Below are 22,862 nucleotides of genomic sequence, written 5' to 3' on the forward strand. Positions count from 1 at the left end.
CGCTCGCGTTCGCCGCGCAGGGAGCACGGCTGGTGTCGCGGCCCGCGCGGCCGGACCTGCTGCGCCGAGGTGGAGAAGGAGGTTCGCGACCTGGGTGCGGAAGCGCTCGCGGTGCCGGCCGACGTGACGTCCCCGGACGCGGTGGCGGCACTGGTGGACGCCGCGGTCGGGAAGTTCGGGCGGATCGACGTGCTCGTGAACAACGCCGGCATCGGGAGAGTGGGCGGTGTCGAGTCGGCGACGTTCGCGGACGACCTCCGCGAGACGCAGAAGGCGAGCCTGTTCGGGATGATCAACGTGACGCAGCGCGCGCTCCCGGTCTTGCGTCGGCACAAGGGCACGATCGTGAACATGTCGTCCGTGATGGGCCGCAAGGCGTTCGCGCGGTTCGGCTCGTACGCGATCGTGATGCACGGAGTCTCCGCGTTCTCGGACAGCCTTCGTCAGGAGGTGCGGGGGAGTGGCGTCCGGGTCTCGGTGATCCATCCGGCGCTCACCGCCACCGACCTGTTGCGGGACGCCGACCAAGCCGAGATGCCGCCGCCGTTCCGGTACATGACGCCGCTGTCGGCGGACGAGGTCGGGCTGGCGGTGGTCAAAGCCGTCCGTCGAGGCACGCGACGGGTCGTGTTGCCGCGCAGGGCGAACACGCTGCTGCTTGGTGAGGCTCTTTCACCTCGTGTGGGTGACGCGATGGCCACGGCATTGGCGAAGCGGTCCGTCATGAGGGTGCTCAGGATGGGTCGCGGCAAGACCTACCACGATCTAGTCGCGAGCTGAGTCCTTCTGCACCAGGAACCCGCCCAGCGCCATCCCCAGCCCGGCGGGCGCCAGGATCAGCAACGCCGTGAAGGCGGCTCCGCCCGTCAACGCCACCCACAGGGCTTCCTGCCCGGTCTGGTCGACCAGCAACGCCGACCCGATCACCCCGAGAGCCCCGGCGAACGGCCCGGCGATCAGAGCGGCGATGAACCACTGCATGCCCCGCGACGGCAGTCCGCGCAGGCGATCGACCGCGCCCCAGATCACCGCCGCGGCGACCAGAAGGCCGATGGCGATGGGGCGGACCGAGCTCGCCTCGGGGCTTCGCACGCCCACGGCCGCCACGCCGGTCTGCACGGCTCCGTGCAGGAGCCCCATCCACAACGCACGGACGAACCAAGGACGCATGCGGACAGCTTAGGACTGGCCGTACGCTGCGAGACATGTCGTCGTACGCCGCACGCCGAACCGCACTGCGTCAGGAGCTCCAGGCCACGAACCTGGACGCCCTCCTCGTGACGAACCTGTTGAACGTCCGGTACCTCACCGGGTTCACCGGATCGAACGCCGCCGTCCTGATCGACGCGAACGGCGACGACACGTCGGTGTTCTGCACCGATGGCCGCTATCTCACGCAGTCGGCGAAACAGGTGCCGGACCTGGAGCGGCTGATCGACCGGCCGTGCGACGTCGCGCTGGCCCAGCGAGGCAAGGGACGGCTCGGGTTCGAGAGTCACCACGTCACGGTGGACGGGCTCGAAGCGCTGACCCAGGCTGCCGGGAAAGCGGAGCTCCAGAGGGCGGGCGGGCTGGTCGAGAAGCTGCGGCTGGTCAAGGACGAGGTCGAGATCGAAGCGCTGCGGATGGCGTGCGCCGCGGCGGACCGGGCGCTGGCGGCGTTGATCGGGCACGGCGGCCTCAGAGCAGGTACGACGGAACGCGAGGTCGCGCGCGAGCTCGAGAGCCGCATGCTCGACCACGGCGCGGAGGGGCCGTCGTTCTCCTCGATCGTGGCGTTCGGAGCGAACTCGGCGGTGCCGCACCACGCGCCGACCGACGCCGTCCTGCATCAGGGCGACTTCATCAAGCTCGACTTCGGCGCGCTGGTCGACGGCTACCACTCGGACATGACCCGCACGCTCGTCCTCGGCAAGCCCGCTGACTGGCAGCGCGACCTGTACGACCTGGTCGCGCGGTCGCAGGCGGCCGGGCGCGCCGCGTTGAAGCCGGGTGTGAAGGTGAGCGACGTCGACCACGCGTCGCGCGAGGTGATCGAGAAGGCGGGGCACGGCGAGGAGTTCCTGCACGGCCTCGGCCACGGCGTCGGGCTGGAGATCCACGAGGCACCGGCGTTGTCGAAGGTGGGTGACGGTACACTTTCGGCCGGTATGGCGGTCACCGTCGAGCCCGGCGTCTACTTGTCGGGGCGGGGCGGAGTCCGCATCGAGGACACCCTCGTGGTGCGCGAAAGCGGGCCGGAGCTCCTCACCCTGACCACGAAGGAACTCGTGGTCGTCTGACATCCCCGTCCTACACAGGAGAAATCCCACCGTGGCCACCACGAACGACCTGAAGAACGGCCTGGTGCTGAACCTCGACGGCCAGCTCTGGACCGTCACCGCGTTCCAGCACGTCAAGCCCGGCAAGGGTGGCGCCTTCGTGCGCACGACCCTCAAGCACGTGCTGACCGGGAAGGTCGTCGACAAGACCTTCAACGCGGGCACCAAGGTCGACACCGCCACCGTGGACAAGCGCGGCATGACGTTCCTCTACAAGGACGGCGCCGACTTCATCTTCATGGACGGCGACACCTACGACCAGATCCCGGTCCCCGGCGACACCGTTGGCGACGCCGCCAACTACATGCTGGAGAACCAGGAGGCCGTCGTCGCGATGCACGAGGGCGTGCCGCTGTTCATCGAGCTCCCGACGTCGGTCGAGCTCGTCATCGAGCACACCGACCCCGGCCTGCAGGGCGACCGCTCCACCGGCGGCACCAAGCCGGCCAGGCTCGAGACCGGCGCCGAGATCCAGGTCCCGCTGTTCGTCACGACCGGCGAGAAGATCAAGGTCGACACCCGCGACGGCCGCTACCTCGGCCGCATCAGCGACAAGTCCTGATGGGTGCTCGGAGCAAGGCCCGCAAGCGCGCGGTCGACTTCCTCTACGAAGCCGACCTGCTCGGCGGCGACGCCGTGACGCTGCTGGCCTCGCGCGTCGGGTCTCCTGACGTGCCGCCGGTGAACGACTACACGGTGACGCTCGTAGAGGGCGTCACCGCGAACCGCGCGCGCATCGACGACCTCATCTCGGAACACGCCGAGGGCTGGACCCTGCAGCGCATGCCTGCTGTCGACCGCGCGATCTTGCGCCTCGGCCTGTACGAGCTGCTGTGGGCGGCCGACGTGCCGGACGCGGTGGCCATCGACGAGGCCGTGGAGCTCGCGAAGGGCCTGTCCACGGACGACTCGCCGCGGTTCGTGAACGGCGTGCTCGGCCGGATCGCGGTGATCGCGGACCAGCTGCGCGCTGTTCTCTGACGTACGACACGCAACGGCCGCCATTCCTGACCGGGGTGGCGGCCGTTGCGCGTTATCGCCCGACCGCTCGGCTGAACGCGTCCAGGACAGCGGCGACGGCGGGCGGGTCGGGTGGCTCGCCGTAGGTGACGGCGTGGATCTCCCGGCGGAAGCCGGGGAGTTCGGTGGCGTGGACGCCTGGCCGGTGGTGCGCCTGGAGCGCGAGGCCCGGCTGGATCGCGACACCCGTGCCGGCGGCGACGAGGGCCTGCACGACGACGATGTCGTCGCTGTGCGAGGCGATGCGGGGCGTGAAGCCTTCGCGCCGGCACACCTCTTCCAACTCTCCCCGGCACGCGTCGCACCCTCCGATCCAGGCCGAGTCGCGGTGGTTCGCGAGGGTGTCGCCGGGGCGCCGGCTGAGCAGGTGGACCGAGTCGTCACCGATGTGGACGAGGCGGAAACCCTCGTCCTCGACCGGGTCGTCGGCGTGGCGGAAGACGAGGGCAACGTCGATCTCGCCGTGCCGCAACAGCTGCAACGCCTCGACGGGGTGCTGCTCGACCAGGTTCAGTTCGAGTCCGGGGTGTGCCTGGGCGAGCGCGGCGGCCGCCTTGGGCACGATCGTGCTCAGCGTGGACGCGTTGGCCGCGACCCGCACCCGTCCCGCCTGGAGGCCGGCCTGCGCCGCCAGTTCGGTGGTCGCGGCGTCGACACGTCCCACGATCTCGGCGGCCCGGTTGGCCAGCAACAGCCCTTCCGGCGTCAACCGGATCCCGCGGCCGATCCGCTGAACGAGCTTGACGCCCGTGGCCGCTTCCAGCCGGGACAGGTGATGACTCACCGACGGCTGCGAGTAGTGCAGTTGCTTCGCCGCTTCGGTCACCGAGCCGTGCCGGGCCACCGCGGCGAGGACCTTGAGGTGGACGAGGCTGAGCATTCATCAAGGTTATCAATGTGTTGTGGCGAAATTTGGCATTGGACGTCATACCGAGGCATGCTCCATGCTCGTCACATGACCAAGGTGACCTGCGATCTCTCGATCTCACTCGACGGCTACTCGGCGGGGCACGGCCAGACCGAGGACCGTCCGTTCGGCGACGACGGCGGCGACGGCTGGGGCAGCAAGCTCCACGCCTGGTTCGAGGACCCGGCTGAGCAGAAGATCCAGATGGACCGGCTGGCCGAGACCAAGGCGTTCATCATGGCCGCAACATGTTCGGCCCGATCCGCGGCGAATGGGACCGTCAGTGGAACGGCTGGTGGGGCGACAACCCGCCGTACCACGCCCCGGTCTTCGTGCTGACCCACCACCCGCGCGACCCGCAGCCGATGGAGGGCGGCACGACGTTCCACTTCGTCACCGACGGCATCGAGGCCGCGTTCAAGCTCGCCCGCGAGGCGGCAGGTGACGGCAACATCTCCATCCACGGCGGAGCGACCACGGTCAACCAGTACCTCGCCGCCGGCCTGATCGATGAGCTGCGGCTGCGCATCGTGCCGATCACGCTCGGCGCCGGCACGCGGCTGTTCGACGGCGTTCCCGGACTGAATCTCGAACAGGTCGAATCGCGCGCGGCCAGCACCTTCACGCACCTGACCTACCGCGTGGTGCGGTCATGACGATGCAGGCCTTGCTCGACGACGTGGCGTCCATCGTCGACACGACCGACGACCAGTACGAGATCACCAAGCTGGTCGCGGAGCGGTTGTCGGCCTTGCTGGACAGCGACTACCGGCTCCTGCCCGAGCTCACCCGTCCGTCGGCCGACCACCACGTCAATTACCCGCTCCACATCGCCCCGGACGGCAGCTGGTCGGTGGCCGTCGTCGTCTGGGCTCCAGGGCAACGCACGCCCGTGCACGGCCACGAAACGTGGGGCGTCGTCGGCATCTACTCGGGCTCCGAACGCGAGATCCGCTACGCCAAGCCCACCGGGCCCGGTCCCCTCACGCCGATGGGAGAACAGGTCTGGGAGCGCGGACAGGTCACCGTGTGCTGCACGACCGACGACGACGTCCACGCCGTCGTGGCCGCGGCCGATGAACCGACCATCGGGATCCACGTCTACGGCGCCGACATCGGCACCATCGAACGACGGCTGTACGACCCCGCGACCGGGGAGGTCCGCTGGTTCGTCGGTGGCTGGAACACCCCTTAGGTTCGTGCCCAGCCTCGGCGCTCGCCTTCGTCGATCAGGTGCTTGGCGGCTTCCCAGAGCGTCGTCGAGGCCTCGCCGATCACCGCCTTCCGGCCGCGCACGGCGTCCGCGGTGACGCCGGGGGTGCGCCAGGTTCCGCCCTTGGCCATCCAGTTGAGCAGCAAGGGTTGCAGCCGATCCATGGCCTTGGCGAACCGCGCCTCCGGCGTCGAGCGCGCCTCGAACTCGTCCCACAGCGCCCGCAGCTGCCTGCCCGAGTCCTCGGGCAGGATGCCGAACAACCGCTCCGCGGCGGCCTCTTCGCGTTCCTGCTGGCTCACGCCCGCCTCGGTGTCGTAGATCGGGGTGTCGCCCGCGTAGATCTCGACGAGGTCGTGCACGACCACGAGCTTGATCGTGTGGCCGGTGTCGATCGGTTCGTCGGCGTACTCCGCGAGGAGCATGACCATGAGCGCGAGGTGCCAGGAGTGCTCCGCGTCGTTCTCCCGCCGGTCCGCCGCCGCGAGCGGTGACTGGCGCAGAACGGTCTTCAGCCTGTCGACCTCGATCAGGAACGTGAGGTGGTCGCGCAGCCTGGAGTCCAAACCGGACGGCAGCGGGTTGAGGTCGGCGAGAAGCCCTGCGTCAGAGGTGGTCACCTCGTCAGGATGTCAGCCCGCAGCAAGGAACTCCTCCCACGTGCGGGTGCCGTGGTCGCCGTCCAAGGTCAGGTTCTGCCCGCCCCGGTAAGCCTTCCCGGCCTTGCCGGGCAACCGCACCGGCAGCGTGAGCCGCCGCTTGCCCGTGGTGTCGAGGTAGTCCCGCACGAGCTGCTGCATGTCGTAGACAGCAGGCCCGGCCAGGTCCGCCACCCGACCCGCAGGCTGCCCCAGGGCCAGCTCGACGATCCGCGTGGCGACATCGCGGGCGTCGACGGGCTGCAGACGCATGCCGGGCACCGGCACGATCGGCAGCTTCGCCATCGCGCGCACCATCGTGAGCGTCAGGTCGTGGAACTGGGCCGCGCGCAGGATCGTGAACGGGATGCCCGAGTCGGCGATCGCCTCTTCGCAGGCGAGCTTCGTCCGCAGCCACGCCAGCGGCACGGTGTCCGCGCCGATCACCGAGATGTACACGAAGTGGCGAACACCTGAGCAGGCCGCGAGCAGGTTGCGGGTCGCGATGTCGTCGCCCTTCTGGCCACCTGCCAGGTGCACCACGACGTCGGCGTCGATCTGCGGGACGTCGCCGGCCAGCAGGTCGCAGGTGACGTCGCCGTTGCTGCGGCTCAGCACGACCACGTCGGCGCCGTGAGCGCGCAGCAACGGGACGACGTGCTTGCCCAGGGTGCCGGTGCCGCCGGTGACGAGGATCTTCATGGTTACCCTCCAAGTGAGCTGTTGTCCGGTTGACCCGGCGGCGCCCGAGAATGTGACAGCGAACGTGCCAGGCCACAGGGGGAAGTTTGATCGCGCAGTTCGAGCAGGAGCGCACGCGGTTGCGCGCCGTCGCCCACCGGATGCTCGGGTCGTTCGCGGAGGCGGACGACGCGCTGCAGGAGGCGTGGCTGCGCGTGCAGAAGGCCGACACCAGCGAGGTCGAGAACCCGCAGGGCTGGCTCACGACCGTGGTCGCGCGGGTCTGCCTGAACATGTTGCGGGACAGGCGCGATCACGCGTTCGAGATGCCGGACCCCGTGATCGACATCAAGGAAGAGCCCGAGCACCAGGCCGTGGCCAACGACGAGGTCGGGCTGGCGATGCTGATCGTGCTGGACACGCTGAAGCCCGATGAGCGGCTCGCGTTCGTGCTGCACGACATGTTCGCGGTGCCGTTCGACGACATCGCGCCGTTGATCGACAAGACACCCGCGGCCACCCGCCAGCTCGCGTCCCGGGCGCGCAAACGTGTGCAGGCACGGCCGCAGCCGAACGTCGACCTGCCGAAGCAGCGGGAAGTGGTGAACGCGTTCCTCAAGGCGTCGAGGGAGGGCGACCTGGAGGGGCTCGTGTCGGTGTTGCACCCCGACGTCGTGCTGCGCGCGGGCGATCTGGAGGTCATCGGCGGACGGACCGTGGCCGGGCGGGCCAGCCTCTTCCGCCAGTACGCCGCGATGGCGGAGATCCAGTTCGCACTCATCGGTGGCGAGGTCGGCTTCGTCACGTGGGTCGACGGCGTGCTGTTCTCGGCGATGGCGTTCACCGTCCTCGATGGACAGATCGCCGCCATCCACGTCATTCAGGACAAAGAGCAGCTCGCCGCACTTGTTTCGTGAACAATACCACTGTTGTCGCAGGTCACGTCGAGCGCGCGCCGGGTGTCTGCCGGAGGTGGGCGCTCGGCAGCCGCCGGGGAGCTCGCCGCCCGCATCGTCGCCCTGCCGTCACGGACCGACACCGGGATTCGCGCCGCTGTCGAACAGGCCCTCGCCACGAACGGCGGTGCCCACCGGTGAGGAGGCACGGCCCCACGACCTGGGCGAACTGCTGCACGGCTCAGTCGCCGCCGGTGCTGTGCGGCCCGCGACGCTGGACCCCCTGAATGCAGCAATGGCCCCCTCGACGTCCTCGGGGCGACTAACAGGACGTCAAGGGAGCCACTGCTGAAGAAAGCGTGAGCTCAGTCTTCCTTCGCGGGACGGGCCTCGGGAGGCAGCACACCCCAGTCGATGAGCTGCTCGGTGAGCTCGCCCGGCGTCATGTCGTAGATGATCGCGAGCGAGCGCAGGTCCTCGGTGCGGATGGAGAGGACCTTGCCGTTGTAGTCACCGCGCTGCGACTGGATCGTCGCGGCGTAGCGGGCCAGCGGGCCGACCTTCTCGACAGGCAGCTGCTGCAGCCGTTCGAGGTTGATCACGATCTTGGTGGCCGGCTCGGCACCCGAAGGCACGCGGCCCTCAGGCAGGAGCTCGGCGACGGGAACCCCGTAGAAGTCGGCCAGCTCGGCCAGCTTCTGCACGGTCACCGCGCGGTCACCGCGCTCGTAGGAGCCGACGACCACGGCCTTCCAGCGACCGCCGGACTTCTGCTCGACGCCGTGCAGGGACAGGCCCTGCTGCTGGCGGATAGCGCGGAGCTTGGCCCCCAGCGCCTTGGCGTAGTCGCCCATGTGGCGGTTCTCCGTTCATTCGCCCCGACAGCTGTACCGGCGCGCTGCGGGGAGGCTTAGATCGATACGCAGAGTAATGATTACTCGCCGTGGTCGACAGGTCAAGCTGATCTCGTCGAGAGACGCGCGCCACGCCTGTGACACCACTCGGATGGTTGACCGTCCGTAGGTGATACGGTGCAGGTCAGCCTAGTTGTTACTAGGTGTCCGACGTCCTTTAAGGACCCGTCCAGTGAGGCGGGGAAGGAGGTCCAGCCGTGGCGTCACGTCAACGTGGCGCGACGGATCCGGCCGGGGATCGCGAGATCCTGTCGGCCGGTGACGTCGCGCGCACCGTCGCCCGAATGGCCCATCAGATCATCGAGAAGACCGCTCTCGATGCACCCAGTGCACCCGACGTCGTCTTGATGGGTATTCCCAGCCGGGGAGCTCCCCTCGCACGTCGCTTAGCCGCTAAGATCGCCGAATTTTCCGGCCGGACGGTGCACGAGGGCACGCTCGACATCACCCTCTACCGCGATGACCTGCGCAGAGGCCCGACGAGGCCGCTGGAGACGACGAAGCTGCCAGAGGGTGGCATCGACGACAAGCTCGTCGTGCTCGTGGACGACGTCCTGTTCTCCGGTCGCACCATCCGCGCCGCGCTCGACGCTCTCCGCGACCACGGCCGTCCGCGTGCGGTGCAGCTCGCCGTGCTGGTCGACCGCGGTCACCGCGAACTGCCGATCCGCGCGGACTACGTCGGCAAGAACCTGCCGACGTCCAAGACGGAGGACGTCGTGGTCATGCTGGAAGAGTTCGACGGCCGTGACGGAGTGGTGCTGAAGTGAAGCACCTGCTCTCCACCGACGGCCTCGATCGCGACCAGGCGACCGCGATCCTCGACACCGCGGACAGGCTGAAGCAGGCGCTGCTCGGCCGCGAGGTCCGCAAGCTGCCGACGCTGCGCGGCCGCACCGTGATCACGATGTTCTACGAGAACAGCACCCGGACGCGGGTGTCGTTCGAGATCGCCGGCAAGTGGATGTCCGCGGACGTGATCAACGTCAGCAGCTCCGGTTCCAGCGTCAGCAAGGGCGAGTCGCTCCGTGACACCGCGCTGACCCTGCAGGCCGCCGGCGCGGACTGCGTGATCGTGCGCCACCCCGCCTCCGGTGCCGCCCACCGGCTCGCGGGCTGGCTCAAGCACACCAACACGTCCGTGGTGAACGCGGGCGACGGCATGCACGAGCACCCCACGCAGGCGCTGCTCGACGCCGCCACGTTGCGCGACCGCCTCGGCAGCCTCGACGGCCGCCGCGTCGCGATCGTCGGCGACGTCCTGCACAGCCGGGTCGCGCGGTCGAACGTGCACCTGCTCACTGCGCTCGGAGCCGAGGTCACCCTGGTGGCCCCGCCCACGCTCCTGCCGACGGGCGTGGAGAAGTGGCCGGTCACGGTCTCGCACGAGATCGACGCCGAGCTCGCGTCGCAGGACGCGGTGATGTTGCTGCGCGTGCAGGCCGAACGGATGCACGGCGGGTTCTTCCCGAGCGCCCGCGAGTACTCGATCGCCTATGGCCTCAACGAGCGCCGCCTGAAGCTGCTGCCAGAGCACGCCGTCGTGCTGCACCCCGGCCCGATGCTGCGCGGCATGGAGATCGCCTCCGTGGTCGCCGACAGCCCGCAGGCCGCCATCACCGAGCAGGTCCGCAACGGTGTCCACGTGCGCATGGCCGTGCTGTACCACCTGCTTGCCCACGAGGAGGAAAACGCGTGAAGCCCTTGCTGCTCAAGGGAGTTAGGCCCTACGGCGAGGGGGAACCGATCGATCTGCTGATCCGCGACGGCGTGATCGCCAGCCAAAATGATCTGGCTCAGCACGGCGACAACGCCGAGATCATCGAAGGCAACGGGGCGATCGTTCTCCCCGGCTTCGTGGACCTGCACACCCACCTGCGTGAGCCGGGTCGCGAGGACACCGAGACCATCGAGACCGGCTCGCGCGCAGCCGCTCTTGGTGGCTACACAGCGGTTTTCGCGATGGCCAACACCGACCCGGTCGCCGACAACGCGGTGATCGTCGAGCACGTGGCCAGCCGCGGCAGGGAGGTCGGCCTGGTCGACGTCCACCCGGTCGGCGCCGTCACCGTCGGGCTCAAGGGCGAGAAGCTCGCCGAGCTCGGCACGATGGCCAAGTCCAAGGCCAACGTGCGCGTGTTCTCCGACGACGGCCTCTGCGTGCACGACCCGTTGATCATGCGCCGCGCCCTCGAGTACTCGAAGTCGCTGAACGCGGTGATCGCCCAGCACGCCGAGGAGCCGCGTCTCACCATCGGCGCCCAGGCCCACGAGGGCGAGAACGCGTCCCGGCTCGGCCTGCAGGGCTGGCCCGCCGCGGCCGAGGAGTCGATCGTCGCCCGCGACTGCATCCTCGCCAAGCAGGTCGACGCGAGGCTGCACGTCTGCCACGTCAGCACAACCGGCACCGCGGACGTGCTCAAGTGGGCGAAGGCGCGTGGCACCAAGGTGTCCGCTGAGGTCACCCCGCACCACCTGATCCTGACCGACGACCGGCTGAGCACGTACGACCCGGTCAACAAGGTCAACCCGCCGCTGCGCACGCAGCAGGACGTCGACGCGCTGCGCCAGGCACTCGCGGACGGCACCATCGACTGCGTCGCCACGGACCACGCCCCGCACGCGATCCAGGACAAGGACTGCGAGTGGTCGGCGGCCCGGCCGGGAATGCTCGGACTGCAGACCGCTCTCGGCATCGTCGTCGAGACGATGGTGAGGACCGGCCTGCTCGACTGGCGCGGCGTCGCGCGCGTGATGAGCGAGAGGCCCGCCGAGATCGCCGGCCTGACCGACCAGGGCCGCCCGATCGAGGTGGGCGAGCCGGCGAACCTGGTGCTGGTCGACCCGGACGCGACGTGGACGGTGAACGGCGCGGAGCTCGCGAGCGTCTCGGGCAACACCCCGTTCGAGGGCATGGAGCTGCCCGGCGCGGTGACGGCGACCATCTTGCGTGGCCGGGTCACCGCACTGCGCCAAATGATCGTGGACAGGAGGATTGCGGAATGACCCGCGTACTGCTCGTTCTGGCGGTCTTCGCCTTCTTCGCACTCTGCGTCTACGGCATGTACCACGGCTGGAAGCGACGCCAGGCCAAGCAAGCAGACCTGCCCGCGTTCCCCGCGAAGCCGGACACCCTGGGCGCGCCGAAGCTCGCGACCACGGGCGTCTACATCGGCACGACGAACGCCGGCAACTGGCAGGACCGCATCCAGGTCGGCGACATCGGCCACCGCGCGGAGGCCACGCTGAGCCTTGTGCCGGAAGGCATCGCGATCGACCGCACCGGCGCGACGCCGATCTTCATCCCCGCTGACTCCATCCGGGACGCCCGCACCGACCGCGGGCTCGCCGGGAAGGTCATGTTCAGCGAAGAGGGACTTCTGGTGGTCCAGTGGGAAAACCAGGGTCACCTGTTCGACACCGGGTTCCGCGGTGACGACAAAGACGTTTACGACGAATGGGTTGCAGCACTCAGCCAAAACCCGGTGAACACGGAGGGCAAGGCGTGACGAACGCGGCATTGGTGCTGGAAGACGGACGTGTCTTCCGCGGTGAGGCGTACGGAGCGACCGGCGTCTCGCTCGGCGAGGTCGTGTTCTCCACGGCCATGACCGGCTACCAGGAAACCCTGACCGACCCCTCCTACCACCGCCAGATCGTGGTGCAGACCGCGCCGCAGATCGGCAACACGGGCTGGAACGACGAGGACGACGAGTCCTCGAGGATCTGGGTCGCGGGCTACGTGGTCCGCGATCCCGCCCGCACACCGTCGAACTGGCGGTCCAAGCGCGGCCTGGACGAGGAACTGGTCAACCAGGGCGTCGTCGGCATCGCGGGCCTCGACACCCGCACGCTGACCCGCCACATCCGTGAGCAGGGCGCGATGCGCGCCGGTGTCTTCTCCGGCTCAGACCTGACCGACGACGCGTCGATGGTCGAGCAGGTCAAGGCTTCCGCGCAGATGGTCGGCGCGAACCTCGCGGTCGACGTCACCACGGACAAGCCGTACGTGGTCGAGGCCATCGGCGAGAAGAAGTTCACGGTCGCCGCGCTCGACCTGGGCATCAAGTCGAACACCCCGCGGATGATGGCGGCGCGCGGCATCGAGGTGCACGTGCTGCCGTTGACGAGCAGCTTCGAGGACATCCTGAAGGTCAGCCCGGACGGCCTGTTCCTCTCCAACGGTCCGGGTGACCCCGCGACGCAGGATCACGCGATCGCGCTGACTCGTGAGGCGCTGGGCCGCAAGCTCCCGTTGTTCGGCATCTGTTTCGGCAACCAGATCCTCGGTCGTGCGGTCGGTCGCGGGACGTACAAGATGCGCTACGGGCACCGCGGCATCAACATCCCGGTGATCGACGTGGCCACCGGCAAGGTCGCCATCACCTCGCAGAACCACGGGTTCGCGCTGGAAGGCACGCCGGGCGAGGAGTTCTCCTCCGAGTTCGGCCGGGCGATCCTGTCCCACTACTGCCCCAACGACGGCACCATCGAGGGCGTCCGGCTGCTCGACGCCCCGGCGTTCTCCGTGCAGTACCACCCCGAGGCCGCGGCGGGCCCGCACGACGCCGCGTCCTTGTTCGACGAGTTCGTGACGCTGATGAATGAGGCCCGCTGATGCCGAAGAGGACTGATCTCAAGCACATCCTGGTCATCGGCTCCGGCCCGATCGTGATCGGTCAGGCGTGCGAGTTCGACTACTCCGGCACCCAGGCGTGCCGGGTGCTGCGCGAGGAGGGCCTGCGCGTCAGCCTGGTCAACTCCAACCCGGCGACGATCATGACGGACCCGGAGTTCGCCGACGCCACCTACATCGAGCCGATCACGGCCGAGTTCGTGGAGAAGGTCATCGCACAGGAACGCCCGGACGCGATCCTGGCGACGCTGGGCGGGCAGACCGCGCTGAACACGGCCATCGCGCTGCACGAGCGCGGCGTGCTGGAGAAGTACAACGTCGAGCTGATCGGCGCGGACATCGACGCCATCCAGCGCGGCGAGGACCGGCAGATCTTCAAGGACCTGGTGCGCAGGATCGGCGCCGAGGTCCCGCGTTCGGCCGTGTGCAAGTCGATGGACGAGGTCCGCAAGACCGTCGCCGACCTCGGTCTGCCCGTGGTCATCCGGCCGTCGTTCACCATGGGCGGCCTCGGTTCGGGCATGGCGTACACCGAGGAGGAGCTGGAGCGCCTCGCGTCCATCGGCCTCGAGGAGTCTCCGGTCACCGAGGTGCTCATCGAGGAGAGCGTGCTCGGCTGGAAGGAGTACGAGCTCGAGCTCATGCGTGACCGCAACGACAACGTCGTGGTCATCTGCTCGATCGAGAACATCGACCCGATGGGCGTGCACACCGGTGACTCGGTGACGGTGGCGCCCGCGATGACGCTGACCGACCGCGAGTACCAGCACATGCGCGACGTCGGCATCCAGGTCATCCGCGAGGTCGGCGTCGACACGGGTGGCTGCAACATCCAGTTCGCCATCCACCCCGACAACGGCCGCATGGTCGTCATCGAGATGAACCCGCGCGTGTCGCGTTCGTCGGCGCTGGCGTCCAAGGCGACCGGCTTCCCGATCGCCAAGATCGCCGCGAAGCTCGCCATCGGTTACACGCTCGACGAGATCACGAACGACATCACGGGGGAGACCCCGGCGTCGTTCGAGCCGACGCTCGACTACGTGGTCGTGAAGGCGCCGCGGTTCGCCTTCGAGAAGTTCCCCGGTGCGGACCCGACGCTGACGACCACGATGAAGTCGGTCGGCGAGGCCATGTCGATCGGTCGCAACTTCGTCGAGGCACTGGGCAAAGCACTGCGTTCGCTGGAAACGAAATCGGTCGGTTTCTGGACTCAGCCGGACCCGGAGGGCACTACTCTGGAGTCCACTCTGAAGCAGCTGGAGCGCGGTCACGACGGGCGCCTCTACACGGTCGAGCGTGCTCTCCGGCTCGGTGCGTCCATTGAGGACGTCTACCGGGCGTCGGGGATCGACCCGTGGTTCATCGAGCAGATCGCCTGGCTCGGCACGTTGCGCACGGAGCTGCTGGACGCTCCCGTGCTCGACGAGCCGTTGCTGCGCAAGGCGAAGCGCGCCGGCCTGTCCGACCGGCAGATCGCCGTGCTGCGGCCGGAGCTCGCCGGTGAGAACGGCGTGCGCACGCTGCGGCACCGTCTGGGCGTGCGGCCGGTCTACAAGACGGTCGACACGTGCGCGGCGGAGTTCAAGTCCGAGACGCCGTACCACTACTCCGCGTACGAGCTGGACCCGAACGCCGAGTCCGAGGTCGCGGAGCAGCGGGAGAAGCCGAAGGTCCTGATCCTCGGCTCCGGCCCGAACCGCATCGGGCAGGGCATCGAGTTCGACTACTCGTGCGTGCACGCGGCGATGGCGTTGCGCGAGGCCGGGTACGAGACCGTGATGGTCAACTGCAACCCGGAGACGGTGTCGACGGACTACGACACGTCCGACCGCTTGTACTTCGAGCCGCTGACGTTCGAGGACGTGCTGGAGGTCGTGCACTCCGAGCAGCGCTCCGGTGAGGTCGCGGGTGTCATCGTGCAGCTCGGCGGCCAGACGCCGCTGGGCCTGGCGCAGCGCCTGTCCGACGCCGGTGTGCCGGTCGTGGGCACGACGCCAGAGGCGATCCACCTCGCCGAGGACCGCGGCCAGTTCGGCAAGGTGCTGAACGAGGCCGGTCTGCCCGCGCCGAAGTTCGGCACGGCCACGTCGTTCGACGAGGCGAAGGAGATCGCCGACGAGATCGGCTACCCGGTCCTCGTACGGCCGTCCTACGTCCTGGGCGGCCGGGGCATGGAGATCGTGTACGACGAGGAGTCGCTGTCGGGCTACATCGCCCGCGCGACCGAGGTGACGCCCGAGCACCCGGTGCTGGTCGACCGGTTCCTCGACGACGCCATCGAGATCGACGTCGACGCGCTGTGCGACGGCGACGAGGTGTTCATCGGCGGCGTGATGGAGCACATCGAGGAAGCCGGTGTGCATTCCGGCGACTCGTCCTGCGCATTGCCGCCGATCACGCTCGGCGCGTCGGACATCGCGAACGTCCGCCGCTCCACCGAGGCCATCGCCAAGGGCATCGGCGTTCGCGGGCTCCTGAACGTCCAGTACGCGCTCAAGGACGACGTGCTGTACGTCCTGGAGGCAAACCCGCGTGCGTCGCGCACGGTGCCGTTCGTGTCCAAGGCGACGGCGGTGTCGATGGCCAAGGCCGCGTCACGGGTCATGCTCGGCGCACGATCGCGGAACTGCGCGCCGAGGGCATCCTGCCGGCCACCGGTGACGGCGCCAAGCTGCCCGAGCACGCGCCGGTCGCGGTGAAGGAGGCGGTCATGCAGTTCCACCGCTTCCGCACGCCCGAAGGTCACGGCGTCGACTCGTTGCTGGGCCCGGAGATGAAGTCCACCGGCGAGGTCATGGGCATCGACTCGTCGTTCGGCAAGGCGTTCGCGAAGTCGCAGACCGCCTCGTACGGCTCGCTGCCGACGTCGGGCAAGGTCTTCGTGTCGTTCGCGAACCGCGACAAGCGCGCGATGATCTTCCCGGTCAAGCGGCTGGCCGACCTGGGCTTCCAGATCCTGGCGACCGCGGGCACGGCGGAGGTGCTGAAGCGCAACGGGATCCCGTGCACCGAGGTGCGCAAGCACTTCGAGGGCGAGGGCAACGTCGTCGACATGATCCTGGCCGGCGAGATCGACATGATCTTCAACACGCCGTACGGCAACAGCGGGCCGCGCATCGACGGCTACGAGATCCGCACCGCGGCCGTGGCGAAGGACATCCCTTGCGTCACCACGATCCAGGGCGCTGCCGCGGCCGTGCACGGCATCGAGGCGATGATCCGCGGTGACATCGGGGTGCAGCCGTTGCAGGCGCTCCAGGCCGCTCTGAGGGGAGACGCATGACGTTCGGCGAGAAGCTCGCGAAAGCCGTCGCGGCGCACGGGCCCCTGTGCGTCGGGATCGACCCGCACCCGAGCCTGCTGGACGCGTGGGGCCTCTCACGGACCGCTGAGGGCCTCGAACGGTTCGCTCTGACGGCTGTGGAGGCGTTCGGCGGCAAGGTGTCGATGGTGAAGCCGCAGGCGGCGTTCTTCGAGGCCCACGGGTCGCGTGGCGTCGCCGTGCTGGAACGGGTGATCGCGGAGCTGCGCGACTCCGGCACGCTGGTGCTGGTCGACGCCAAGCGCGGCGACATCGGTTCGACCATGGCCGCCTACGCAGAGGCGTACCTGGGCGACGGCTCGCCGCTGGCCGGCGACGCGGTGACGCTGTCGCCGTTCCTCGGCTTCGGATCGCTGCAGCCCGCGCTGGACACGGCGCGGGCGACCGGCCGCGGCGTGTTCGTGCTGGCGCTCACGTCGAACCCGGAGGGTGCCCAGGTCCAGCGGACGGTTGCTCCGGACGGGCGAACCGTGGCACAGACGATCATCGATTTCGCCACCGCTCGGAATTCCGGCATTTCCCCGTGCGGCGATGTTGGTCTCGTCGTGGGTGCCACGATCGGGGAAACGGATGTGGACCTCGCGGGGTTCAACGGCCCGATCCTGGCCCCCGGTTTCGGCGCTCAGGGTGGCTCGGTCGCTGATCTAAAACGGCTCTTCGGACCCGACATGCGCAACGTCTTTCCGACTTCTTCACGAGATGTTCTCAAGCATGGGCCGGACGTATCGTCGCTGGTCAGCGCCGTGCGAAGGGTCCAGGAGAGCCTGTAGAGGAGGGGCGCGCCGCAACTTTTGGGGTGTGGCGCGCTCACCTGGGGAAACATGTGTTGGTAGGGTCCAGCCCACCGGCTGCCCCGCTGGTCACCGGCCTCATAGCACACGCTGAGTGTGCGACGAGTCGCCGGTGGCGGTGATCAGGCGGTTGGAGGGTGTTGGTACTACTACCACCCGCCGCATCACTCATGACCGCTGAAGATTTACCTGACTGGGTCACGTTGTACTCAGGCAATTGCGGTCGGTACGGTCGCGGCACCGATCCGAAAAGAATCCACACCACGGAGGAAATCGTGGCTCTTCCCCAGCTTACCGAGGAGCAGCGAGCCGCAGCGCTGGAGAAGGCTGCTGCCGCTCGTCGCGCTCGGGCTGAGCTCAAGGAGCGCCTCAAGCGCGGCGGCACGACCCTTACGGACGTGCTCAAGGCCGCCGAGAGCGACGAGGTCCTGGGCAAGATGAAGGTGTCCGCGCTGCTCGAGGCCCTGCCGGGTGTCGGCAAGGTGCGCGCGCAGCAGATCATGGAGCGCCTCGAGATCGCTCCCAGCCGTCGCCTGCGCGGTCTCGGTGACCGTCAGCGCAAGGCCCTGCTCTCCGAGTTCAGCGGAGAGTGAGTGAGTGACACCGAGACGGGAGCGGGCTCTGTCCGCTCCCGTCTCACCGTCTTGTCCGGGCCGTCAGGCGTGGGTAAATCCAGCGTTCTGGCGGAGCTGCGCAGGCAGCAACCCGATATCTACTTTTCCGTCTCGGCGACCACCAGGAAGCCGAGGCCGGGCGAGGTCGACGGAGTGCACTACCACTTCGTGGACCGCGAGAAGTTCCAGCAGATGATCGCGGCCGGCGAGTTCCTCGAACACGCCGAGTTCGCGGGAAACTGCTACGGGACTCCCCGCAGGCCCGTCGAGGAGGCTCTGGCCTCCGGTCGTCCCGCCCTGCTCGAGATCGAACTGCAGGGTGCGCGCCAGGTCCGTGTCGCGATGCCGGACGCCCAGCTCGTGATGCTGATGCCCCCGTCGTGGGAGCACCTGGTGAGGCGTTTGACCGGCCGTGGCACCGAGGACCCGGCGGTGGTGGAGCGCAGGCTCGACATCGCCCGTGAGGAGCTCGCGGCCGAAAAGGAGTTCGACGAGGTGGTAATCAACGCCGACGTGAAGTCTGCGGCGGCCGACTTGCTATCCTTGATGGTCGGACCACGAATTTCAGGAGATTGACGAGTGATCACCCACACCGAGCTCGGTCACCTGACCGGTTCCCCGGAGGGCATCACCAACCCGCCGATCGACGACCTGCTTGAGCAGGTGAGCTCGAAGTACGCGTTGGTGATCTACGCCGCGAAGCGTGCCCGCCAGATCAACGACTACTACGCGCAGCTCGGCGAGGGCCTGCTCGAGTACGTCGGCCCGCTCGTCGAGCCGGGCCCGCGTGAGAAGCCCCTCTCGATTGCTCTCCGCGAGATCCACGCGGGTCTCCTGGAGCACACCGAGGGCAGCGAGTAGAGCCGATACTCGGGGCGAGGTGTGTTCGCGGAAAGCGCGAACCAAGTCGTCTCAGCGTGTCTTGTGGGGGCCGAGCCCCCACACCCCAGCCGGGGGCAAGCCCCCGGACCCCCAGCGGGGTTCCTCCTCGCGGAGGCGTGACCCTGGCCGGTCGTTCCTCACGGGAGAAGGCTTGAATTCCGCTTCGTCTGACGCCGATGCCCCTGTTCGGCCCCGGATCGTTCTCGGGGTTGGCGGGGGCATCGCCGCGTACAAGGCCTGTGAGGTCCTGCGGCGGCTGACCGAGTCCGGTCACTCGGTGCGGGTCGTCCCGACCGAGGGCGCCTTGAAGTTCGTGGGAGCCGCCACGTTCGAGGCGCTGTCCGGCCAGGTCGTGTCCGCTGACCCGTTCGACGACGTGCACGAGGTCCCGCACGTCAAGCTCGGGCAGAACGCAGACCTCGTGGTCGTCGCGCCGGCGACCGCGAACCTCATCGCGAAGGCCGCGCACGGCCTCGCCGACGACCTGCTGACGAACACCCTGCTGACCGCGCGCTGCCCGGTCCTGCTGGTGCCCGCGATGCACACCGAGATGTGGGAGCACCCGGCCACCCAGCACAACGTGGCACTGCTGCGCTCGCGCGGTGTCGTCGTCGCCGAACCGGCGTCCGGCCGGCTGACCGGCAAGGACACCGGCAAGGGCCGTCTGCCGGACCCCGCCGAGATCGTCGAACTGGCCCGGCTGCTGCTGGTGCGTTCCGACGCTCTGCAGCGGACACTGGAAGGCGTGCACGTCGCGATCTCCGCCGGTGGCACGCGCGAACCTCTCGATCCGGTGCGGTTCATCGGCAACCGCTCGTCCGGCAAGCAGGGCTATGCGCTCGCACGGGTGGCGGCACAACGCGGCGCACGCGTGACGTTGGTCGCGGGCAACACCGCGGACCTGGCCACGCCCGCCGGGGTCGACCTGGTCCGGGTCGGCTCGGCGGTGGAGCTGCGCGACGCCATGCACAAGGTGGCGGCGGACGCCGACGTGGTCGTGATGGCGGCCGCGGTGGCCGACTTCCGGCCCGTGTCGCTCTCCGGCCACAAGATCAAGAAGACTTCCGGCGATCCTGACCCGATCTCGTTGACGAAGAACCCCGACATTCTCGCGGAACTCGTTTCCGCACGTCGGGAGGGGCAGGTGATCGTCGGGTTCGCCGCGGAGACCGGCGACGAGACCACGTCGGTGCTCGACTACGGCCGTGCCAAGCTGCAACGCAAGGGCTGTGACCTGCTGGTGGTGAACGCGGTCGGCGACGGCAAGGCGTTCGAGCAGGAGGACAACGCCGGCTGGCTGCTGTCCAAGGACGGCGCCGAGACGCCTATACCTCACGGACCGAAGACGCAAGTGGCGTCCGCGGTGTGGACGCGGTTACCGCCCGCTTGCCCGAGTCTCAGTAGACTTTTCTCAGACCAACCCGCACAGAAGGAGTGTCCGTGAGCCAGCACAGCAGCAGGCTGTTCACCAGTGAGTCGGTGACCGAGGGACACCCGGACAAGATCTGCGACGCGATCAGCGACTCGATCCTGGACGCGTTGCTGGCCAAGGACCCGCGCTCCCGCGTCGCGGTGGAGACGATGGTCACCACCGGCCAGGTCCACGTCGCGGGTGAGGTGACCACCGAGGCGTACGCGGACATCCCCACGATCGTCCGCGAGAAGATCCTGGAGATCGGCTACGACTCGTCCGCGAAGGGCTTCGACGGCCACTCGTGCGGCGTGAACGTCGCCATCGGCGCGCAGTCCCCGGACATCGCCCAGGGTGTCGACACGGCGTTCGAGAACCGCGTCGAGGGTGCGGCCGACGAGATCGACAAGCAGGGCGCCGGCGACCAGGGCCTGATGTTCGGGTACGCGTGCACCGACACCCCCGAGCTCATGCCGCTGCCGATCGCGCTGGCCCACCGGCTTTCCCGCAGGCTCTCCGCGGTCCGCAAGGACGGCACGGTTCCGTACCTGCGCCCGGACGGCAAGACCCAGGTCACCATCGAGTACGCGGGCGACCAGCCCGTCCGCCTCGACACCGTCGTCATCTCCACGCAGCACGCCGACGGCATCGACCTGGAGAAGCTGCTCGGCGTCGACCTCCGCACGCACGTGGTCGCCCCCGAGATCGACGGGCTCGGCCTCGACACCACGAACGTCCGCCTGCTCACCAACCCGACCGGCCGCTTCGTCATCGGCGGCCCGATGGGTGACGCCGGCCTGACCGGACGCAAGATCATCGTCGACACCTACGGCGGCATGGCCCGCCACGGCGGCGGCGCCTTCTCCGGCAAGGACCCGTCGAAGGTCGACCGCTCCGCCGCGTACGCCATGCGCTGGGTCGCCAAGAACACCGTCGCGGCCGGCCTCGCCACCCGCGTCGAGGTCCAGGTCGCCTACGCCATCGGCAAGGCGGCCCCGGTGGGTCTGTTCGTCGAGACCTTCGGCACCGAGACCGTGGACCCGCAGAAGATCCAGCAGGCCATCACCGAGGTGTTCGACCTCCGGCCGGCCGCGATCATCCGCGACCTCGACCTGCTGCGCCCGATCTACGCCCCGACCGCCGCGTACGGCCACTTCGGCCGCACCGACGTCGAGCTGCCCTGGGAGTCGACGGACCGCGCGGACGCCCTGCGCACCGCCGCCGGCGCCTGATCGTTCGCTGACACGGCCCGCTTCCCTTCCGGGAGGCGGGCCGTCGCGCTGTCAGAAACCGATGACGAAGCGCTGCGCGGGGGTGTTGTTGCAGTCCCAGGTCTGCATGATCAGCCCGGCGGTGGTCTGGGCACCCGGTACGTCGAGGCACAGGTTGTGGTCGCCGCCCGCCATCGACTCGATCTCGGCGATGCTCGGCGGCGCCGGGATGGTCTTCCACACGTGGTTGCTGACCCGCGGCAGGCACGCCACCTGGGCGACGGGCGACCCGCGGCGGACCGGGCCGTTCATGTAGAAGCAGCGGCCGCTGGCCTCGTTGATGATCTGGTAGTTGTTGCTGGAGATCCTGTCGAAGTGCCAGTTCTGGATGGCGCTGCCGGGAACGCAGGGCATCTGCACGATCCGCGCGTCGAACGTGCTGCCGCCCTCGGGCTGCAGGCACAGGCCGCTCCACGTGTTCTTGATGGGTTTGAAGACACCAGCGGCGTTCGCGACTCCGCCGCTCGCGGTGAGCGCCAGCCCGAGCGCCGCCAGCACGACGAGCATCTTTCTGCGAATGTTCATGGCCGAACCATGACCGTCGTGCCTGGCACGGGACTGAAACCTGACGGAAACGGCGTTCCAGGCTGACATCACCGGGTCGCCGGACGACTACCTGGTGTGCAGGTGCGGATTCTGGGCCCGGTCGACGTGACGGTGGACGGCGTGCCGAGGGAGGTGCGAGGCCTTCGCCGCAAGGCGGTGCTCGCCGTTCTCGCGCTGCGGGCAGGCGAAATCGTGAGCACTGACCGGTTGGGCGAGGTGGTGTGGGGAGACCACGCGCCCCGGACGGCCGCGAACACGCTCCAGCACCACGTGTCCTATTTGCGTGGCGTGCTCGGCGACCGTGCGGCGATCGTGGCGCGTGCGCCTGGGTACGTGCTCTACGCCGACACGGATCTCCTTGCGGTCCAACGGCTGATGGAACTGAGCAAGCGCGAGGCCGACCCGGCTGGTCGAGCGGCGCACCTGCGGGCGGCGCTCGCCTGCTGGCGTGATCGGCCGCTGGTGGACGTGGCAGGCCACGCGTGGCTGGACGAGCAAGCCGAGCGCATCGCCGCGCTCAGGACCGACGCCGTAGACGCGCTCACCGAGGTGCGGCTGTCGCTCGGTGAGCACGCGCTGCTCGTGCCGGAGCTGGAGTGGCGCGGCCGGGAGCAGCCGTTTCACGAGCACGTGCACGGCCAGCTGATGCTCGCGCTGTACCGCTGCGGACGTCAGCGACGCGCTCAGCGGCGTACCAGCGCCTGCGGCAACACGCTCGGCGAGGAACTGGGGATCGACCCGAACCCGGCCCTGCGGGAGCTGGAGGCGGCCGTCCTCCGCCAGGACACCGCACTCGACC

General features: G+C 68.8%; 27 protein-coding genes and 1 pseudogene. 22 read left to right on the forward strand and 6 right to left on the reverse strand.

All coding sequences use genetic code 11. The features are described from left to right. Window positions 1-780: SDR family NAD(P)-dependent oxidoreductase (locus FXN61_RS30810; RefSeq protein ID WP_167977503.1), on the forward strand; the 780-nt coding region annotated here is incomplete at its 5' end. Here the strand turns inward: FXN61_RS30810 and FXN61_RS30815 are convergent. Then, window positions 766-1,170, reverse strand: coding sequence for a B-4DMT family transporter (locus FXN61_RS30815; RefSeq protein ID WP_167977504.1), 405 nt, complete (start codon window positions 1,168-1,170; stop codon window positions 766-768). The two genes, FXN61_RS30810 and FXN61_RS30815, sit on opposite strands and share 15 nt — an antisense overlap. Window positions 1,171-1,205: 35 nt before the next feature. Between FXN61_RS30815 and FXN61_RS30820 the strand changes: the two genes are divergently transcribed. The 3 genes from FXN61_RS30820 to nusB are packed head-to-tail and all read left to right on the forward strand — an operon-like array spanning window position 1,206 to window position 3,302. Next, entirely contained in the window at window positions 1,206-2,282 is a 1,077-nt protein-coding gene (locus tag FXN61_RS30820) for a M24 family metallopeptidase (RefSeq protein ID WP_167977505.1), read from the forward strand. A 31-nt stretch (window positions 2,283-2,313) separates the two neighbouring features. Continuing rightward, the gene (gene efp, locus FXN61_RS30825; RefSeq protein ID WP_167977506.1) at window positions 2,314-2,883 is read left to right on the forward strand and encodes an elongation factor P; all 570 of its coding nucleotides are present in this window, start codon (window positions 2,314-2,316) and stop codon (window positions 2,881-2,883) included. After that, window positions 2,883-3,302, forward strand: a complete 420-nt coding sequence (gene nusB / locus FXN61_RS30830; RefSeq protein ID WP_167977507.1) for a transcription antitermination factor NusB — start codon at window positions 2,883-2,885, stop codon at window positions 3,300-3,302. Before efp ends, nusB begins: the two co-directional genes overlap by 1 nt. Before the next feature lie 52 nt (window positions 3,303-3,354). Here nusB and FXN61_RS30835 read toward each other — a convergent pair whose 3' ends face one another. After that, a complete protein-coding gene (locus FXN61_RS30835; RefSeq protein WP_167977508.1) occupies window positions 3,355-4,221 on the reverse strand; it encodes a LysR family transcriptional regulator in 867 nt (288 codons plus the stop codon). A gap of 75 nt (window positions 4,222-4,296) precedes the next feature. On the opposite strand from FXN61_RS30835, the gene FXN61_RS53005 reads away from it, so the two are divergent. The 3 genes from FXN61_RS53005 to FXN61_RS30845 are packed head-to-tail and all read left to right on the forward strand — an operon-like array spanning window position 4,297 to window position 5,443. Then, window positions 4,297-4,587 carry a hypothetical protein gene (locus FXN61_RS53005; RefSeq protein WP_246292215.1) on the forward strand — a complete coding sequence of 97 codons (291 nt, stop codon included), beginning with the start codon at window positions 4,297-4,299 and terminating at the stop codon, window positions 4,585-4,587. Further along, on the forward strand, window positions 4,497-4,904 hold the full coding sequence (locus tag FXN61_RS30840; RefSeq protein WP_246292216.1) for a dihydrofolate reductase family protein: 408 nt from the start codon (window positions 4,497-4,499) through the stop codon (window positions 4,902-4,904). The genes FXN61_RS53005 and FXN61_RS30840 overlap by 91 nt, the downstream gene beginning before the upstream one ends. Further along, on the forward strand, window positions 4,901-5,443 hold the full coding sequence (locus FXN61_RS30845) for a cysteine dioxygenase family protein (protein ID WP_223165669.1): 543 nt from the start codon (window positions 4,901-4,903) through the stop codon (window positions 5,441-5,443). Before FXN61_RS30840 ends, FXN61_RS30845 begins: the two co-directional genes overlap by 4 nt. Here the strand turns inward: FXN61_RS30845 and FXN61_RS30850 are convergent. After that, entirely contained in the window at window positions 5,440-6,081 is a 642-nt protein-coding gene (locus FXN61_RS30850) for an HD domain-containing protein (RefSeq protein WP_167977509.1), read from the reverse strand. The two genes, FXN61_RS30845 and FXN61_RS30850, sit on opposite strands and share 4 nt — an antisense overlap. Before the next feature lie 12 nt (window positions 6,082-6,093). Next, on the reverse strand, window positions 6,094-6,801 hold the full coding sequence (locus FXN61_RS30855) for an SDR family oxidoreductase (protein WP_167977510.1): 708 nt from the start codon (window positions 6,799-6,801) through the stop codon (window positions 6,094-6,096). A gap of 86 nt (window positions 6,802-6,887) precedes the next feature. On the opposite strand from FXN61_RS30855, the gene FXN61_RS30860 reads away from it, so the two are divergent. Both FXN61_RS30860 and FXN61_RS30865 read left to right on the forward strand, forming a co-directional pair. Then, complete coding sequence (locus FXN61_RS30860; protein WP_281360737.1) at window positions 6,888-7,697, forward strand: sigma-70 family RNA polymerase sigma factor; 810 nt, start codon at window positions 6,888-6,890, stop codon at window positions 7,695-7,697. A gap of 12 nt (window positions 7,698-7,709) precedes the next feature. Continuing rightward, entirely contained in the window at window positions 7,710-7,877 is a 168-nt protein-coding gene (locus FXN61_RS30865) for a hypothetical protein (RefSeq protein WP_167977511.1), read from the forward strand. A 164-nt stretch (window positions 7,878-8,041) separates the two neighbouring features. On the opposite strand, the gene bldD is transcribed toward FXN61_RS30865, so the two are convergent. Then, window positions 8,042-8,530 (reverse strand): transcriptional regulator BldD, encoded by a 489-nt coding sequence (bldD, locus tag FXN61_RS30870; protein ID WP_030471611.1) that lies wholly within the window; start codon window positions 8,528-8,530, stop codon window positions 8,042-8,044. Window positions 8,531-8,787: 257 nt separating this feature from the next. Between bldD and pyrR the strand changes: the two genes are divergently transcribed. From pyrR to metK, 12 genes and pseudogenes are all read left to right on the forward strand, one after another. Further along, window positions 8,788-9,360, forward strand: coding sequence for a bifunctional pyr operon transcriptional regulator/uracil phosphoribosyltransferase PyrR (gene pyrR, locus FXN61_RS30875; RefSeq protein ID WP_167977512.1), 573 nt, complete (start codon window positions 8,788-8,790; stop codon window positions 9,358-9,360). Next, window positions 9,357-10,289, forward strand: coding sequence for an aspartate carbamoyltransferase catalytic subunit (locus tag FXN61_RS30880; protein ID WP_167977513.1), 933 nt, complete (start codon window positions 9,357-9,359; stop codon window positions 10,287-10,289). Before pyrR ends, FXN61_RS30880 begins: the two co-directional genes overlap by 4 nt. After that, window positions 10,286-11,596 (forward strand): dihydroorotase, encoded by a 1,311-nt coding sequence (locus tag FXN61_RS30885; RefSeq protein WP_167977514.1) that lies wholly within the window; start codon window positions 10,286-10,288, stop codon window positions 11,594-11,596. The genes FXN61_RS30880 and FXN61_RS30885 overlap by 4 nt, the downstream gene beginning before the upstream one ends. Further along, complete coding sequence (locus tag FXN61_RS30890; protein ID WP_167977515.1) at window positions 11,593-12,099, forward strand: PH-like domain-containing protein; 507 nt, start codon at window positions 11,593-11,595, stop codon at window positions 12,097-12,099. The genes FXN61_RS30885 and FXN61_RS30890 overlap by 4 nt, the downstream gene beginning before the upstream one ends. After that, window positions 12,048-13,208, forward strand: a complete 1,161-nt coding sequence (gene carA, locus FXN61_RS30895; RefSeq protein WP_167977516.1) for a glutamine-hydrolyzing carbamoyl-phosphate synthase small subunit — start codon at window positions 12,048-12,050, stop codon at window positions 13,206-13,208. Before FXN61_RS30890 ends, carA begins: the two co-directional genes overlap by 52 nt. After that, a pseudogene (carB, locus tag FXN61_RS30900) lies at window positions 13,208-16,509 on the forward strand (carbamoyl-phosphate synthase large subunit). The gene carA and the pseudogene carB overlap by 1 nt, the downstream one beginning before the upstream one ends. After that, window positions 16,506-17,318, forward strand: a complete 813-nt coding sequence (pyrF, locus tag FXN61_RS30905) for an orotidine-5'-phosphate decarboxylase (protein ID WP_167977517.1) — start codon at window positions 16,506-16,508, stop codon at window positions 17,316-17,318. The pseudogene carB and the gene pyrF overlap by 4 nt, the downstream one beginning before the upstream one ends. Window positions 17,319-17,614: 296 nt before the next feature. Beyond that, window positions 17,615-17,932 carry an integration host factor, actinobacterial type gene (gene mihF, locus FXN61_RS30910; protein WP_030471603.1) on the forward strand — a complete coding sequence of 106 codons (318 nt, stop codon included), beginning with the start codon at window positions 17,615-17,617 and terminating at the stop codon, window positions 17,930-17,932. Then, a complete protein-coding gene (gene gmk, locus FXN61_RS30915) occupies window positions 17,933-18,529 on the forward strand; it encodes a guanylate kinase (protein WP_167977518.1) in 597 nt (198 codons plus the stop codon). A 3-nt stretch (window positions 18,530-18,532) separates the two neighbouring features. Beyond that, window positions 18,533-18,814, forward strand: coding sequence for a DNA-directed RNA polymerase subunit omega (gene rpoZ / locus FXN61_RS30920; protein WP_167977519.1), 282 nt, complete (start codon window positions 18,533-18,535; stop codon window positions 18,812-18,814). Window positions 18,815-18,986: 172 nt separating this feature from the next. Beyond that, window positions 18,987-20,279, forward strand: a complete 1,293-nt coding sequence (gene coaBC, locus FXN61_RS30925; RefSeq protein WP_188135657.1) for a bifunctional phosphopantothenoylcysteine decarboxylase/phosphopantothenate--cysteine ligase CoaBC — start codon at window positions 18,987-18,989, stop codon at window positions 20,277-20,279. Then, window positions 20,276-21,478: a methionine adenosyltransferase gene (gene metK, locus FXN61_RS30930; protein WP_167977520.1), complete on the forward strand. Its 1,203-nt coding sequence runs from the start codon at window positions 20,276-20,278 to the stop codon at window positions 21,476-21,478. Before coaBC ends, metK begins: the two co-directional genes overlap by 4 nt. Before the next feature lie 51 nt (window positions 21,479-21,529). On the opposite strand, the gene FXN61_RS30935 is transcribed toward metK, so the two are convergent. Beyond that, window positions 21,530-22,042 carry an RICIN domain-containing protein gene (locus FXN61_RS30935; RefSeq protein WP_167977521.1) on the reverse strand — a complete coding sequence of 171 codons (513 nt, stop codon included), beginning with the start codon at window positions 22,040-22,042 and terminating at the stop codon, window positions 21,530-21,532. 102 nt (window positions 22,043-22,144) lie between these two features. Here FXN61_RS30935 and FXN61_RS30940 point away from each other — a divergent pair. After that, window positions 22,145-22,862 (forward strand): AfsR/SARP family transcriptional regulator (locus FXN61_RS30940; protein ID WP_312878114.1); only part of this gene is annotated, 718 nt, incomplete at its 3' end.

The organism is Lentzea indica, from assembly GCF_012184385.1.
Lineage (GTDB): Bacteria > Actinomycetota > Actinomycetes > Mycobacteriales > Pseudonocardiaceae > Lentzea > Lentzea indica.